The sequence below is a fragment of the Marinobacter sp. BW6 genome, from assembly GCF_008107725.1.
GTDB lineage: Bacteria > Pseudomonadota > Gammaproteobacteria > Pseudomonadales > Oleiphilaceae > Marinobacter.
Window position 1 is genome coordinate 466,143 of record NZ_VIRN01000064.1, and the last position, 16,667, is coordinate 482,809.

The window sequence follows — 16,667 nt, forward strand, 5'->3', positions numbered from 1 at the left end:
TGGCTCATGATGACAGATGTCGGTTTTGAGCGCAGCAAACCAGTTAACAGGTAGACTATTGCGAGTTCCCGGGCGTATCCAACCCGGCACATTTCATTATCCGGAGGTTGCTTGGAACACCCCCAGAACAGCGTAACGGGTATCGACACCCGTGGAACCCGGCAGCAGTACACCTGGCGGGGTATCTTCGGTCTTGCGCTCAAGCACAAGCCCAGACTGGTGCGCGCCAATCTGCTGGCCATCATGGCCACCGTTATGAGTGTGCCGGTGCCGCTGCTGCTGCCGGTTCTGGTGGACGAAGTGCTGCTGGACGAGCCTGGCCCGGTGTTACCGGTTATGGATTCCTTCCTGCCGGGGAGCTGGGAAACACCGGTGGTCTATATCGGCCTGATGGTTGTGGTGGCATTTCTGCTTCGTGTGGCGGCACTGTCGTTCAACGTCTTGCAGTCCCGGGAGTTTTCCAAGGTTTCCAAGGATGTGGTGTTCCGCATCCGGTCCCGCCTGCTGGGGCGTTTGCAGCGAGTTGCCATGTCGGAGTACGAGACTCGCGGTTCTGGCGGAATCAGCAGTCACTTTATTACCGATCTGGATACCGTTGACCAATTTCTGGGCACCACCATCAGCCGTTTCCTGGTGGCCAGTCTCACGGTATTCGGTACCGCTCTGGTGCTGCTCTGGGTGCACTGGCAGCTGGCCCTTCTGATTCTGCTGTTCAACCCGCTGGTGATCTTCGCCACGATTCTGATCGGCAAGCGGGTCAAGGAACTGAAGCGGCGGGAAAACAGTGCCTACGAGGAATTCCAGGGGGACCTCACGGAAACCCTGGATGCCATTCATCAACTGCGGGCTGCCAACCGGGAAAAGCATTACCTGCGCCAGCTGATCGACCGCGCCCGCAACGTCCGTGACCACGCCATACAGTTTGAATGGCGCAGTGACGCGGCCAGCCGGGCCAGCTTTGCCCTGTTCCAGTTCGGTGTCGATGCGTTCCGCGCTGCGGCCATGATCACCGTGCTGTTCAGCGACCTGAGCATCGGCATGATGTTCGCCATTTTCGGCTATCTCTGGTTTATGCTGACGCCGGTTCAGGAAATGCTGAACATGCAGTACGCCTGGTTCGCCGCCAATGCCGCCCTGGCGCGGATTAACCGATTGCTGGAACTGAAAGAAGAGCCCCGCTATCCCGCGCTTGAGAACCCGTTTCGCGACCGGCATACCGTGGGGCTCACCCTACGGAATATCCACTTTGCCTACGGCGAGGAAGAGGTCCTTCGGGGCATCAACCTGGAGTTGGCGCCCGGCGAAAAGGTGGCGCTGGTGGGGGCCAGTGGCGGCGGTAAATCCACCCTGATTCAGGTCATCCTGGGCATGTATACGCCCCAGCAGGGTGAGGTGCTGATTGATGGCGTGCCGGTTCAGCGTATCGGCTTGCCGTGCCTTCGGGAGCATGTGGCGACGGTGCTCCAGCACCCGGCGCTGTTCAACGATACCGTTCGCCAGAATTTGACTCTTGGGCGGGACAAGCCCGACGCGGCACTCTGGGACGCCCTGCGAATTGCCCAGCTGGATTCCACAGTTGCGGCCATGCATGACCAGCTCGATACGGTGATCGGCCGTCAGGGCGTGCGGTTGTCTGGCGGCCAGCGTCAACGGCTGGCCATTGCCCGGATGATCCTGTCCGAACCCTCGGTAGTAATCCTGGATGAGGCCACCTCAGCGCTGGATGCGGAAACCGAGTTCCAGCTGCATCGGGACCTTGAAGCGTTCCTGAAACAGCGCACCACCCTGATCATTGCCCATCGCCTCAGCGCCGTTAAACAGGCAGGTCGTGCCTGTGTTTTCGAGGACGGTAGAATCATTGAAGAAGGCCATCACGATGAGCTGATTGCCAGGGAGGGGTTGTACGCCCAGCTCTACGGCGAACGTCAGATGTAATCAGCCTCCTTAAAGCTTACTTTTCCTTACAACAAAAATTGATCTGTCGCTTTTTGCGTCCGTAAAAGATTGCAACTGCAAGTTGTTTGGTCGTAGTGCTGTGTAATGCACCTATAGTCCGATCTTAACTTTCTCTGCAAACTTGCGGCGATCTCTGATGGATAGGACACGTGAACAGGAAAACCCCAACTATTCTGCTTTTCGCCGCAGCGTTCCTGCTGGCGCTCGCGCTCCCCGTGCTGCCGTCGTTGCTCAACAACAGCGGCTTCTACGGCATGGCGATCGATGAGCCCGGTGAGAACCTGAACGGCTATCGGCCTCCCGAGAATGGACTTGCCGTTATTTTCTTTGGTTATCGCCAATGCGGGACCGTTTGTCCGGTCCAACTGGTCAATCTGATTGATCTGAGCCAGCGTTTGAAGGGCGCGAAAGTCGAATTCCTGTTTGTCACCCTTGACCCTGAAAACGACACGGCAGAAGCGCTTCGGCAAACGGTCGCGGGACTTGGTCATTCGTTCCGGGCCTACCGGCCGGATAATCACCGGGCTGCCCAAGAACTGGCTTCAGCTTACAACGATTTTGCCGTTAAGAATGGTGGTGAAGCGAACGATTTAATCGCCCACAGCGCAAGACTGCATGTGGTGACATCGGATTTTTATAGAAGGCTGGTTTACACCACGCCAGATTTGAACCTTGAGCTGGTTGAACAGGATATTCGCCGCTTGTTGAAAGAAAACAATAGCGAGAGTTCTACATGACTACAGCGGTAAACAGTCAATCTTATGAAGTTGAAATCCGGGAGCGCACCGATCGCCAGATGCTGATGATCCTGCTGGCCCATGTGCCGGTGGTCGGATTGCTGGTGCCCATGGGCTATGGGACAACGACCTTTGCTCTGGTTGCATCGTTACTGGTTGGCGGTCTTGCAGTAGCCGGGTTCGTCACCATGCGTGGAACCCGCCCGCTCTCGTTGCTGTTTGCAGCCTGCCTGATGCTCCTCTCCGCCATCATGATCCAGGCCCAGATGGGGCGTATTGAAATGCACTTCCACATTTTTGCCGCCCTTGCCCTGGTCATCATTTATCGGGATTGGCTGCCGGTCGTGGTGGCGGCGGGTACCATCGCCGTTCATCACCTGGTGTTAACAGGTCTTCAGCTCAGCGGGGCATCGCTGGGTGATATGCCATTGATGATCTACAACTACGACTGCAGCTGGTCAATGGCGTTTCTGCACGCTGCCTTTGTGGTGTTTGAGGCGGCGATTCTTGTGTTCTTTGCAATTCGAATGGGTGCGGAGCAAAAGCAGTCTATCCAGATTATCGAGATTATCCGGGGGTTCGACAGCAACAACGATCTGACGTCCCGTCTTGATGATACGGACAAGAGCGTGACCGCCAGTTCGTTCAATAACATGCTTGAGCGGTTCGTTGACTTGATTGCCAAGCTCAGAGAATTGTCAGAGCAACTGCGCGCAAACGCTGATGAAATGACCGGCGTCAGTGATGCCACCACGCAGATCGCCAATGAGCAGCAGGTCCAGACCGATCAGGCGGCCACGGCAACCAACGAAATGTCTGCCAGTATCCAGGAAGTGGCCAGTAACGCGCAGCAAGCGTCCGATGCGGCCAGCAATGCGTCCAGTGCTGCCGGCCGGGGTGGTGAAGCCATGATCAATGCGTCGAAACTGACCGAGGCCACGGATGAAGCGCTCGAAAGCAGCGCCAGCAGGGTCGATGAGCTGAGCGAAAAAATTGAATCCATTGCCTCTGTGGTCGGTTCGATCAACGCGATTTCCGAGCAGACCAATCTGCTGGCCCTGAACGCCGCCATTGAAGCAGCCAGGGCAGGCGAGCATGGCCGTGGGTTCTCGGTGGTAGCGGATGAGGTCCGAGCGCTTTCGCTTCGCACACAGGAGTTTACTGACCAGATTCGAGCGACCGTTGGCGAACTGAGCGAGATCTCCGAAGCCACCAAGGCATCCATGGCGATGGGGAGGACCCGGTCTGCGGAATCCACGCGGGCGATACGGGAAACCGGCGAGGCAATCCGCGAGGTTGAAGCTGCCATTAACGAGGTTTCCAGAATGAATTACCAGATTGCCTCGGCCTCGGAGGAACAGGCAGCAACGTCGCTTCAGATCAACGAGAATATTCATTCCATCGCTAACCGCAACAACGATGTGGTGTCTGAGGCTGAGCGGGTCGGAACCATGGCGACGGGGCTTGAGTCGGTCACCGAAAAACTGAATGAACTGGTGAAGCTTTATCGCATCTAAGCCTTCCAGGAACTGATGTCGGAGAGTCGCCCGGCTCTCCGACGTTGGTCTGATATTCACCGCGCTGATGCCGAACATTCACTGGCCCGCGGTTGAACTCTCGTTAATTGCTGCAATAGTTAAAGGTGACTTCACGCTGTGGAGTCCTTTCATCAGGCTATTGCCCGGTATGGGATTGCTTTCCCGGTCGATGCGTTGCTGAAAGGGCTTCGAAAGAGCCTTCCGGAATACGCGGATAACGACGAAAAAGGAGGCACCACATGTCGAACGAAAGTCTCAGCAAAGACAGTCTGAATACCCTTTCCAGCCTGGATGCTGGCGGTAAAACCTTTCATTACTACAGCCTGCCCAAGGCTGCGGACACCCTCGGCGACCTGAATCGCCTGCCGTTTTCGCTCAAAGTGCTGATGGAAAACCTTCTGCGCAATGAGGATGGCACCACCGTAGACAGAAGCCACATTGACGCCATGGTTCAGTGGATGAAGGATCGTCATTCCGACACTGAAATCCAGTTCCGGCCTGCCCGTGTGTTGATGCAGGATTTCACCGGTGTGCCGGGGGTTGTCGATCTGGCCGCCATGCGCGAGGCGGTAAAAGCCGCTGGTAAGGACCCGGCCATGATCAACCCGCTGTCGCCGGTGGATCTGGTGATCGATCACTCGGTGATGGTGGACAAGTTTGGTGATGCGTCCTCGTTCAAGGACAACGTGGCCATCGAAATGGAGCGCAACCAGGAGCGCTATGAATTCCTGCGTTGGGGGCAGCAGGCCTTCGACAACTTCCGTGTGGTGCCGCCGGGTACCGGCATTTGCCACCAGGTGAACCTGGAATACCTCGGCAAGACCGTCTGGCACAAGGACCAGGATGGCAAGACCATCGCCTATCCGGATACGCTGGTGGGCACCGATTCACACACCACCATGATCAATGGCCTTGGCATCCTCGGCTGGGGTGTTGGCGGTATCGAAGCGGAGGCCGCCATGCTGGGCCAGCCCGTTTCCATGCTGATTCCGGAAGTGGTGGGATTCAAGGTGTCCGGCAAACTCAGGGAGGGCATCACCGCCACAGATCTGGTGCTTACCGTGACCGAAATGCTGCGCAAAAAAGGCGTGGTGGGCAAGTTTGTGGAATTCTATGGCGACGGTCTGAAAGACATGCCGGTCGCAGACCGGGCGACCATCGCCAACATGGCTCCGGAATACGGCGCCACCTGCGGTTTCTTCCCGGTGGATGAGCAGACCATCAAATACATGCGCCTGACCGGTCGCGAGGAAGAGCAACTCGAACTCGTGGAAGCCTACGCCAAGGCCCAGGGGTTGTGGCGAGAGCCCGGCCATGAGCCGGTGTATACCGACAACCTGGAGCTCGACATGGGCGAAGTTGAGGCCAGCCTTGCCGGCCCTAAACGCCCGCAGGATCGTGTTGCCCTGAAAAACATGAAGTCGTCCTTTGAGCTGCTGATGGAAACGGCCGAGGGACCGGCGGAGAATCGTGAGGCGAATCTTGAGTCTGAGGGCGGCCAGACTGCCGTAGGCGTCGATGACAGCTACGAGCACCATGCCAGCCAACCGCTTGAGATGAACGGCGAGAAAAGCCGGCTGGATCCGGGCGCCGTGGTCATTGCCGCCATTACTTCCTGCACGAACACATCAAACCCCAGCGTGATGATGGCTGCCGGTCTGATCGCCCAGAAAGCGGTTGAGAAAGGGCTGAATACCAAACCCTGGGTCAAGACATCGCTGGCGCCGGGCTCCAAAGTTGTCACTGATTACCTGAAAGTGGGCGGTTTCCAGGATGATCTGGATAAGCTGGGCTTCAACCTAGTGGGCTATGGCTGCACCACCTGCATCGGTAACTCCGGGCCTTTGCCGGACGCGGTTGAGAAAGCCATCAGCGACGGTGATCTGACCGTGGCCTCGGTACTCTCCGGTAACCGTAACTTTGAAGGCCGTGTGCATCCGCTGGTGAAAACCAACTGGCTGGCGTCACCGCCCCTGGTGGTGGCCTATGCGCTGGCGGGCAACGTTCGCCTGGATCTCTCCAAAGATCCGCTGGGTGCAGACAAGGATGGCAATCCGGTTTACCTGAAGGATCTCTGGCCCAGTCAGCAGGAAATCGCCGAGGCAGTAGAGAAGGTGAAAACCGACATGTTCCGCAAGGAGTACGCGGAAGTCTTTGACGGCGATGCCACCTGGAAGTCCATCAAGGTGCCGGAAAGCAAGGTGTACGAGTGGTCCGACAAGTCCACCTACATCCAGCATCCTCCGTTCTTCGAGGGCCTCAAGGAACAGCCGGATGCGATTGAGGACATCCAGGATGCGAACATCCTGGCGATGCTGGGAGACTCGGTAACGACCGATCACATCTCCCCGGCCGGTTCCTTCAAACCGGACACTCCTGCCGGTAAATACCTGCAGGAACACGGTGTTGAGCCGAAAGACTTCAACTCCTACGGCTCCCGCCGGGGTAACCACGAAGTCATGATGCGCGGTACCTTTGCCAACGTGCGTATCAAGAACGAGATGCTCGACGGCGTGGAAGGCGGTTACACCAAATTCGTGCCCACCGGCGACCAGATGGCGATCTACGATGCAGCCATGAAGTATCAGGAGCAGGGCACGCCGCTGGTGGTCATTGCCGGCAAGGAATACGGTACCGGCTCAAGTCGTGACTGGGCGGCCAAGGGCACCCGCTTGTTGGGTGTCAAAGCCGTGGTGGCCGAATCCTACGAGCGCATCCACCGCTCGAACCTGATCGGTATGGGCGTAATGCCACTTCAGTTCCCGGAAGGCACGGACCGCAAGAGCCTCAAGCTCACCGGTGAGGAAACCATCAGCATCGAGGGCTTGTCTGGCGAGATCAAGCCGGGCCAGACCCTGACGATGACGGTGAAATACAAGGACGGTTCCACCGAGACCTGTGAGCTGAAGTCGCGGATTGATACCGCCAACGAAGCCGTTTACTTCAAGCATGGCGGCATCCTCCATTATGTTGTGAGAGAGATGCTGCGAAACGCCTGATTGAATGAGTTGGTAAGGCATAGCGGTCCGCCGCTATGCCAGACTCATCTGCAAAGCCAAATTTCAGTTACATTCCAGAGAGAAACGAGAGAGAGATTATGACCGATCAACCGTTTCTGACAGACGTCAAAACCCTTCGCGAAAGGGCCCGCAAACATATTGAAGAAGGGGCTCTGACCGAGGGCTATGGTGCCAACCGCGATAATGTGGTGAAGATTCTTAACGAAGCGCTGGCGACCGAAATCGTCTGCACCCTGCGTTACAAGAGCCATTATTTCCGTGCCGATGGGATCAACGCCAATGTTGCTGCCCAGGAGTTCCTGGAGCACGCGGACCAGGAGCAGCAGCATGCGGACTGGCTGGCCGAGCGTATTGTGCAGCTGGGTGGCAAGCCCAACTTTTCACCGGAAGGCCTGCTGACCAGATCACATGCGGAGTTTGTCGAAGGCGAAACCCTCCGGGACATGGTGGTCGAGGACCTGGTGGCGGAGCGGATCGCGATTGACAGCTACCGCGAGATTGCCCGCTACCTCGGAGACCAGGACCCTACTTCCCGGCGGATTATTGAGGAAATCCTGGCTCAGGAAGAGGAACACGCCGACGATATGGCCGGTCTGCTGGAAGGCTTGGATGGCTAATCCCCGATTATAGGGGCTAAGTAGAAAACCTGGTTCACTGGCGGCCAGATGCCTGAGATTAAGTCTGGTCTGCCAGTGGCAAGCTCAACCAGAAGCAGGCGCCTTCGCCTTCTTCAGAGTTGAAATCGACTTCCCCGGCCATTCCATGCATCAGCTCGCGAGTGATGGCCAGCCCCAAACCTGTGCCAGCCCTTGAGTTTCGATCCGGGGCGTCTGCTTGTGAAAATTTCTGAAAAATCCTGTCCTTGAACTCAGAGGGGATTCCCCGGCCCTGATTGCAGACGTAAATTTGGATCGCGCCGTTTGATTTCTCAGTAAAAACTGTCACCTCAGAGTTGTCGAACGAGAACTTGATGGCATTGGATAGCAGGTTGTTGAGAGCCTGGCAAAGACGACCGTGGTCCGCCCGTACTATGTCATTATGCAGGCACTCCGTTTTCAACGTGACTCCCTTTTCCAGTGAAAAGCTCTCGATCCCTTCCACACATTCCCGCACGAGCTCTGCCACGTGGCAGTCAGACATCTGGAAAACCATTTTTCCGGCCATCAGTTTTTCGACATCAAGCAGGTCGTTGATCAGAGCGGCCAGATGCTGGGTATTTCGGTAGGCAATCTGGGCGAGCCTGGATGCCTTTGGCGGGAGCTCGCCAACGGCGTTGTTCGAGAGTAATCCCAGGGAGCCCGCAATAGACGTAAGAGGCGTTCGCAATTCATGACTGACAATGGAAATGAACTCGTTTTTTACACGGTCTGCCTTCTTTTGCTCTGACATATCCCCTGCAATCAACCAGATAACAGGTTCACCATGTTCGGTGTCCAGTGTGAGGCCTTGAAGGAGGATCGGGGTCAACTGATCGTTTGTTCCCGGGTAGTACCCCTCCAACCCGCGAAAACTCAGGTCTCTCTGGAGATCGCCAACAATATCCCGGACGGAGGGGCATTCTCGGCCTGCCGGGTCGTAATGGTTGTTAAAGAAATTCAGATCATCGGCCTTGTTTCCGAAGATATTTTTGAAACTGTTGTTAGCACGCAAGAGTCTGTTGTTGTGGGAGTCGTACAGTCCGATGCCGAACGGCGCCAGTTCAAATAGCCCCCAGAAGCGACGTTGCATCTGATGATCGCGCAGCAGAAGACTGGTCAGCCAGAAGGTGACTGCGAATATCAGTGCCACCAATAAGCCGAGAATAGATCGAACCAGCATTGGTGACTCGGGCTGATTTGGCCACCCCTGTTCAGGTTGTGCGCGCAGCGTCCAGCTAACCCCGGACATATCGAGCTCTGCTTTTACCGGTTCTCGCCATTCAACTGTGACATCGCCAAAAAAAGGTTCGGCTTGGGTCTCTGTGGCGTCGGTTCTGAACAGTGCGAGCTGGCCGTTTCCCATAAATGACCGCAACTCGATCGCGTTATACAGGCGATTAAGATCAAGAATCACGGAAATAACGCCCCAAAATCGGCCAGAGTCTTTTTCGAAAATCGGAACGCGAGCAGCCATGCCCTGGCCGCCTTGAACCAGATTGATGGGACCGCTAAAAAGGGCTCGTCCCGATGTCTGCAACATCTGAACCTGTGCCGGGGAGATGCTTTGCCGGGTCAGATCGAGGCCGATGGCGGCCTCATTACCAGCCAGAGGATAGATGTTGCGAATGGTAAGGTCAGGAGCGAGCCCAATGTTACGAAGCTGTGGCGCTAGCTCGAAAATGACGGAAGCAAGCTGTTGGAATCTGGTCTCCGTGATATTTGGCTGAACCGCCACATTGGCGGCAAGTCCCCAGACGGTCTGGACGTTCTGAAGAATGGTGCCTTGGAGCTTCAGGCTCAAGTCGTTGAGTCGGGTCTGCCATTCCTGGCGTACATCGGCTCGGTGGCTTTCTGTACCGGCGTTGTCAAGCACGATGGCGACCAGGAGTAGTAACGCCAGGACGACGGCGCGTGCAGACCAGATAAGTAAGAAAAACGCTCGGTCTCTAGTTGGTATGGCCACTTATAAGGGCGCCTGTGCCAGTTCCAGCTCAAGCCAGAAAGTTGAGCCTTTGCCTTCATGGGACTCGAATCCAACCTCGCCGCCCATCTGAGACATAATTTCTTTTGTGATAGCCAGCCCCAGACCTGTCCCTTCCTTGGACCGAGAAGAAGATGAATTTGCCTGCGCGAATTTCTGGAAGATCCGATCCCGAAAGGCGTTGGGAACGCCCGGTCCCTGATCAGTTACCTCCAGTCTTGCCCGAGTACCAGCCTGACGAAGGCAGACATCAACGACACCTGCTTTCGGAGAGAACTTGATGGCATTTGAAAGCAGGTTCGTCATGGCCTGTGTGAGTTTTCTGCTGTCACAGCGAGCGTAAAGGTCTGGTGTGATGATACTCAGTCTGATCTCAACATCGCGTTTATCTGCCATGGGCTCTATTTCTTCAACGGCGGCCACAGCTGCAAGGTCGAGCTTCTGGACCGAGACCTCGAAGGTAACATTGCCGCTGACCAGCTTTTCAATATCGAGCAGATCATCGATCAGATGGCGGAGTTGCTTACTGTTGCGTCGGGCAATATCAAGCATCTGCTCGGTTTTTTCCCTGATAGGGCCGGTTGCGCCGCCAAGAATCAGCTCCAGGGAACCAGAGATCGAGGTGAGTGGTGTTCGAAGTTCATGGCTGACGGTAGAGATGAACTGGTTTTTCATCTCTTCGATTTTTCGGCGTTCATCGATATTGGTGATGTAGCCATGCCAAAGCGTGCTGCCGTCGGGCAGGGCCTCGGGTTGAGCAAGCCCTTCAACCCAGCTCCAGCCGCCGGTATCAAGACTAACCCTGTATTGGTGCCGCCACTCCTCGAGAGACTCCGAAGACTTCTGGATGGAAGTAAGTACGCCAGGAAGGTCTTCCGGATGTACGCGATTAATTGCCTTGGTTGCATCTATCGCTGCTTCCTCAGAATCAATGCCGTAAATGCTCTGAATACCAGGACTGGTGTACGGGAAACTGCTCCTTCCGTCCGGCCATAGCCGGTATTGGTAAAGCATGCCAGGAGCCTGGGTTACCAGTTTGTTGAGGGTTTCGGTTTGCTGAATGCGGTAGAGCGTATCGGCTACCCAGTCTGCAAAAAGCGTTACGAACATTTTCTCTGTGGCACTGAATTTATGGGTGCGTTGAGCCCGTGACGAGAAATTAACGGTTCCAAAGATTTCCCCATCAACCCAGATAGGCGCTGCTATATAGGCTTCAAGCCCGAAAACCCCATAGCACGCATGGTTGCTGAAATTGGAGTTTGCCATATGTTCAATGGCTACCACCTTCTCGCTCGAATCCAGAAGTAGGGCACAGTAAGTCTGGTCGAGTGGCAGATTGGTGCCATTGGCGATTGGTTCAGCCTGGTGGGTGAAATTCCAGTGAATGGTGTAGACGTGTTCGGTTACCCGGCTGACGATGCCAGTCTCCATACCAAGGTAGTCGCAGGCGATCTCCAGGGCTTTTGCGGCCCGTTCATCTGTTTCGCCGTCGAAATCCATGGCGATTTCGGTCAGGATGTTGAGGGCACGATTGCGTTCATCGTGGTGGTCCCGGATTTCACCGATAGCGAACTCCCGTTCGACAAGATCTGCCAGATCACGGAGGGTTGCTTGATCCTCTTCTGTGAGGGAGCGTGGCTTGCGATCGATAATGCATAAAGTACCGACCCTGTGACCATGACGGTCGTGCAGCGGGGCGCCTGCGTAAAACCGTATGCTGGGGTCTCCAGTCACCAGAGGGTTGTCGTGGAACCGTTCATCGTTAAGGGCGTTTTCGATCACCAGAGTCTCTTCCCGCAGAATGGCATGACCACAGAATGAGATATCCCGTGCAGTCTCCGGGGCATCCAGCCCATGACGGGATTTGAACCACTGCCGATTACTGTCGACCAGTGATACCAATGCAATGGGAACGCTGAGTGACCGGGCGGCCAGTCGGGTCAAACGGTCGAAGCGTTCCTCGGGCGCTGTGTCTAAAAGTGCCAGTTCATCCAGGGCAGACAGGCGGTGGGATTCATCTGGCGGGAGATCAGGCGTTTTCATGGTTGTCTCCAAAGGTTTCGCTTCGGGACTTTGGCGCGGGCAATTCCACCCAGAAATGCGCTCCATTCTCGTGATAGTACCCGACCTCACCTCCCATCAATCTCGCCAGCTCCCGGGTGATGGCGAGGCCGAGACCGGTTCCTGCCCTGGCACGGTCGGTTCCGGATTCTGCCTGGGCGAAACGCTGGAAGAGCCGGTCAACAAAGGTCGCGGGCACACCATCGCCTTCATCTGCTACCGTGATTCTTACCTGATTGTGGGGGGCCGGGCTCGACCAGATTTTTAAGGTGCCCCCCGCCGGAGAGAATTTGATGGCATTGCTAATGAAGTTGTCGAGGATTTGTCGAAGTCGAGCCGGATCAGCAATAACCGTTTGATCTTTTGATAGATTCTGCTCCAGGTGAACCCGATAATGATTTGCCATGCTTTCAATACCCTCGCAGGCCTGACGGATGGCTTTTTGCAGGTTGACCGTCTCCGGAAAGACCGGCATCTGACCTGCCACCGACTTGTTGAAATCAAGCAGATCTGAAATCAGGTGCTGGAGTTGTTCGCTGTTGCGGTAGGCGACATCCACCATGGCGTTAGCTTTGGGCGGTAATTCACCAGCTGCACCGGAGCGGAGCAGCTTGAGCGAGCCGTTGACAGAGGTGAGCGGTGTTCGCAGTTCATGGCTGACGGTCGAGACAAACTCGTCCTTCAGCCGGTCCAGTCCTTCCCGCTCTTCCATGAGGGTGTTAAATGCCACTGCAAGGTTGCGGACTTCAGACGGCCCGGACTCAGAGACACGGCTTGAGACAGCGCCGTCCCCGGACATTGCACGGATTTTCTCGGACATGAGCTGCAAGGGCCGGGTTGTTGCGCGGGTAAGCGCCAAAGCGGCGACGGCCAGAAACAGGGTAGCGAAGACGCTGATTGCCAGAAATTTTTGGAACGATGCCCATGCCGGCTCAGTTGCCAGTTCGTAAGGAAACGCACGAAGGAACATCCATCCTATCCGGCTCAGGTGTTCTGTTGCGTAGATCCATCTCTGGCCATCCCGGTCGGTGACCACCCCCGAAGTGACACCCGACAGCGCTGCATCGATGATCAGGTTTTCACCCGGTGCCGGCAATTCTGGCATTGGGGCATTGGATGCAAGTGAATCCACCTGGATGAAACGTTCGGTATCGAGAACTTTGAACAGCGCCTGTTGGTTTTGATTGTCGGAGGAAGGAATGAGCTGGGATTCCTTAAGATTGATAATGCCGCCGGCAAAGCCCAGTAGATCGCCATCGTCACTTTCGATGGGTGCGACAAATGACAGCAGCGGCAGGCCGGTGCGGCGGCCGATAATGGGGCTGCTGATAACCGGCTTTCTTTCAGTGAGAGCGCGTTTGAAGTGGCTCCTGTCGGCGTAGGATGTACCGATCCGCCCAGGTACGAAAATGTTCTCCGCAATGGCGACGGCATTTTCGTCCATGATGGTCAGGCCTTCCGGGAAGTAGTCGTTCAGGGTGGTTTGACGGCCAAGCAGGCTATTGATCTGTTGCCGGGAAACGAGGCTGTCACCATCGGTGAGCGTCGTCGAAAAGGCCTGCAGAGCGACCAATCTTGCCTCCAGAGAGCGATTGACCTGGTCGGCGCTACTTTGGGTTTCGACAAGCTGTTTCTGGGTAAGAACCCGCTCAAAATCCCCGAGTAACTCGTTGTAAGCGGTTGCCAGCAGAACTATAACGGTTACAACACTGGTGAGGACGGTAATCAGGGCAATGCGAGTACCGAGGGACAGACTTTTCAAAGCACTTCCTTGGAGTAGTAATAGCCTTGCAGGCCATAACATGATTTCATTAGAGCGAGAATAATGGATTTAAACGGAGCGGCAAACCGTAATTGCCGGGAGATAGTGAGTGGTTTCGCAGTCAGATAACGAAGTTTCCCAGAAACTGAAGGCCCTCAGGGAGAAATTTCTCAAACGGGCACGTGAGGATATCCGGGAATTGAGTACCTATGCGGAACAGACCCGGTCTGGCACGCTTTCCGCAGAAGCCCTTATTCGCTGTTATCAGTCTCTGCATCGGCTGGCCGGCTCGGCAGGTACTTTTGGGCTCCCAAAGCTGGGGCAGGAAGCCCGCTTACTCGAAAAAAAGCTCAAAAGCCAGGCCGAACAGTTGGGGGACACACCTGAAGTTCATCGCCAGTCGATTGAGGTGCCCGAAGATTTCGCCGACGGTATCGATACTCTTGCTGAGCTTGTTGAGGTAAAGGCGGAGAGTTCCGGAAACCCGGCAGCGAAACAAACCACGTTGGTCGCGGAGAACCGAATTGATGGCAGCCACGGTATGCAGGTTCGTATACTGCTTATTGATGCTGATGCCAGCGGAGCTGTCGGTTCTCTCTCGGCTGAATTGGCCCGGTACGGTTTTATCTGTCAATTCGTGGACGAACGGGACGAGAAAGCGTTGAAAACCGCTGTGTCTAAAAGTGGCAGTGCTGCATCCGTTCTTTGTCGGGATTCGATCTTACCAACAATCATGCCTCTGGTTATCAGCCAGAGAGGAGAGGGTTCGCGTCGCCGGCTACCGGTGGTCGCCATAGGCGATGACGACACATTTGATAACAACTACCTTGTGGCAAAAGCTGGCGCGTCGGCATTTTTTTCAGCGCCGATCAACGTGCCTGAACTAGCAGAGCGTATAGAGTCTCTGGCTATTGAGCGAAGCTCTGGCGTCAATGGTCGCGTTCTGATTGTTGAGGACGACATTGAGCTGGCGGAACACTATTGTCTGGTCCTTCGCTCGGCGGGGATAGAGGCTGAACCTCTGACCAGGCCTGACCGCCTGATGGCAGAGCTCTCCGCGTTTCAGCCGGACATCGTACTCATGGATGTCCAGATTGGTGCCTACTCGGGTGTAAATCTCGCCCGGCTCATCCGTTTTGAATCCCGCTGGCTAAGCCTGCCGATCATCTATCTTTCGTCCGAGGACGATCGAGACAATCAACTGGAGGCCCTGTCCCAGGGGGCAGACGAGTTTCTTGTCAAGCCTGTTTCGGATGACTACCTGGTTCGTTCAGTGCGCATCCGTTGCTATCGGGCACGACAACTCTCTGATCTGATGAATCGCGACAGTCTCACAGGACTGCTCAAGCATTCCCTGATCAAGCAGGAGCTGGAAAAAGAACTGGCTCGGTGCCGCCGCTTCGGGCACGCTTCAAGCGTTGTCATGATTGATCTCGATCACTTCAAACAGGTCAATGATACCTGGGGTCATCGACAGGGCGATATTGTGATACGGGCGCTTGCAAATCTGTTACGGAACCGCCTGAGAGAAACCGATATCATTGGTCGCTACGGTGGTGAAGAGTTCGCGGTGGTGCTTCCCGATTGTTCGGTGCAGGCTGCAATGGCTGTCATTAAGGGAATTGGGGAGAGCTTTTCCGAACTGGCCTTTTCTGTTGGCGACAGCGCTTTTCATGTGACCCTCAGTGCGGGAGTCTCGGAAATCAATGATTTCGTCAACGGAGACGACGCTCTGGAGGCAGCGGACCAGGCGCTTTACCATCGGAAGCGGGAGGGGCGCAATGGCGTTACCATTTATCGCCCGGATTAAGGGTGTTTGCTGTCAGTGAGTGGTGGTCGTTTGAAAGCGCTAATCCTGGAAGATGATGATCTGGTTTCCGAGCTGCTCGAGACCGTCGTTGCCGGATTGTATCCCGGTGCAGTGGTAAAGGTCGCTGACACGTTGGGTGAGGCTGTCGTCCAGGTTGGTCGCAGCTCTTTTGACCTGTTTATCACCGACTGGAACTTGCCAGACGGGGCGGGTCTTGATCTCGTTAAAAAGATCCGGAAAACCGACCGGGACGTGCCCATCGTGATGGTTTCCGGCCGCTCTGACCGTGATTCCGTGCTTCAGGCTGCGCATTTCGGCATTGATGGATACATGACCAAACCGTTTGATGTCCAGCAACTCCATGAACGACTGGTAAAGCTGCTTAAGCCCTCGAACGCGCCGCCGCAAGATGTTTCGGTATTGTTGAAAAATTCTCTGGAAGAAGTCGTGCAGTTACCCTCCGATATGGACCCGGCGGATGTTCTCGAGCTAATGGACCGCCAGGAAGAGTTGTCTCCTGCCCAGCTTGCTGAGCGCTGGCGTGAAGAGGCCAGTCTTATTGCACGGTTGATGGATGTTGCTAACAGCACGTCGTTTCGACGAACGGGAAAACCGGTAGAAACGCTCAGGGATGCGATATCGTCAATGGGCGTGGCTCTGGCCCTGAATCAGGCCCTGGCGCTGTCCCTGGATGTGTCCAATAAGCTGAAGCACGATGCGCTCCGCGATCTGGCAAAGAAACACCACGAGGAAGCCTTAGACGTCGGCAAAGAGGCGCATCGGCTGGCAATCCGGTTAAAAGCCCCCCCGGTTATCCTTCAGAAGGCAGGTTTGCTGAGTCGGCTAGGAGAGCTGGCAGTGTTGAAGGTTTTGAACCAATACCTGAGCTTGGGCGGGACCCTGGAAGCTGACGAGGCAGAGCAACTTTTGAAACAGTGGGCCCAGCCTTACGGCAACCGACTCAAAGTGCAGTGGCGTTTACCGCTGGGCCTGCGCGAATTGATAGGGTCGGTGCACCATTTACCAAACGACTGCACGCGGGAAGACAGAATTACCATGCGTGCGGCGGCCTTGCTGGCTGGCGGGAAGCAGGATGCTGAAGAGTGTCGAAGGCTTCTCAGAAGGCTGGGCATGGACACTGAAGAATTAATCAAGGACTGATGT

10 protein-coding genes are annotated in these 16,667 nt (G+C 55.7%); 7 read left to right on the forward strand and 3 right to left on the reverse strand.

The features are described 5' to 3' along the window. The first annotated feature begins 141 nt into the window (after positions 1 to 141). From FMN52_RS10725 to FMN52_RS10745, 5 genes are all read left to right on the forward strand, one after another. Complete coding sequence (locus tag FMN52_RS10725) at positions 142 to 1,935, forward strand: ABC transporter ATP-binding protein (RefSeq protein WP_240339508.1); 1,794 nt, start codon at positions 142 to 144, stop codon at positions 1,933 to 1,935. 170 nt (positions 1,936 to 2,105) lie between these two features. Further along, on the forward strand, positions 2,106 to 2,693 hold the full coding sequence (locus FMN52_RS10730) for an SCO family protein (RefSeq protein WP_240339464.1): 588 nt from the start codon (positions 2,106 to 2,108) through the stop codon (positions 2,691 to 2,693). Continuing rightward, positions 2,690 to 4,210 carry a methyl-accepting chemotaxis protein gene (locus FMN52_RS10735; RefSeq protein ID WP_148608617.1) on the forward strand — a complete coding sequence of 507 codons (1,521 nt, stop codon included), beginning with the start codon at positions 2,690 to 2,692 and terminating at the stop codon, positions 4,208 to 4,210. The genes FMN52_RS10730 and FMN52_RS10735 overlap by 4 nt, the downstream gene beginning before the upstream one ends. A gap of 260 nt (positions 4,211 to 4,470) precedes the next feature. After that, positions 4,471 to 7,230 carry an aconitate hydratase AcnA gene (acnA, locus tag FMN52_RS10740; protein WP_148608618.1) on the forward strand — a complete coding sequence of 920 codons (2,760 nt, stop codon included), beginning with the start codon at positions 4,471 to 4,473 and terminating at the stop codon, positions 7,228 to 7,230. A 98-nt stretch (positions 7,231 to 7,328) separates the two neighbouring features. Then, complete coding sequence (locus FMN52_RS10745; protein WP_148608619.1) at positions 7,329 to 7,868, forward strand: ferritin-like domain-containing protein; 540 nt, start codon at positions 7,329 to 7,331, stop codon at positions 7,866 to 7,868. A gap of 58 nt (positions 7,869 to 7,926) precedes the next feature. Here FMN52_RS10745 and FMN52_RS10750 read toward each other — a convergent pair whose 3' ends face one another. The 3 genes from FMN52_RS10750 to FMN52_RS10760 all read right to left on the reverse strand — a co-directional run bounded on the left by FMN52_RS10750 (position 7,927) and on the right by FMN52_RS10760 (position 13,693). Beyond that, the gene (locus FMN52_RS10750; RefSeq protein WP_240339465.1) at positions 7,927 to 9,762 is read right to left on the reverse strand and encodes an ATP-binding protein; all 1,836 of its coding nucleotides are present in this window, start codon (positions 9,760 to 9,762) and stop codon (positions 7,927 to 7,929) included. Between the two features lie 90 nt (positions 9,763 to 9,852). Then, positions 9,853 to 11,913 carry a GAF domain-containing protein gene (locus FMN52_RS10755; protein ID WP_148608621.1) on the reverse strand — a complete coding sequence of 687 codons (2,061 nt, stop codon included), beginning with the start codon at positions 11,911 to 11,913 and terminating at the stop codon, positions 9,853 to 9,855. Beyond that, a complete protein-coding gene (locus tag FMN52_RS10760; RefSeq protein WP_148608622.1) occupies positions 11,900 to 13,693 on the reverse strand; it encodes a sensor histidine kinase in 1,794 nt (597 codons plus the stop codon). The genes FMN52_RS10755 and FMN52_RS10760 overlap by 14 nt, the downstream gene beginning before the upstream one ends. Positions 13,694 to 13,802: 109 nt before the next feature. On the opposite strand from FMN52_RS10760, the gene FMN52_RS10765 reads away from it, so the two are divergent. Continuing rightward, positions 13,803 to 15,503 (forward strand): diguanylate cyclase, encoded by a 1,701-nt coding sequence (locus tag FMN52_RS10765; RefSeq protein ID WP_148608623.1) that lies wholly within the window; start codon positions 13,803 to 13,805, stop codon positions 15,501 to 15,503. A 30-nt stretch (positions 15,504 to 15,533) separates the two neighbouring features. Continuing rightward, positions 15,534 to 16,664, forward strand: coding sequence for a response regulator (locus FMN52_RS10770; protein WP_148608624.1), 1,131 nt, complete (start codon positions 15,534 to 15,536; stop codon positions 16,662 to 16,664). Positions 16,665 to 16,667: the final 3 nt, after the last annotated feature.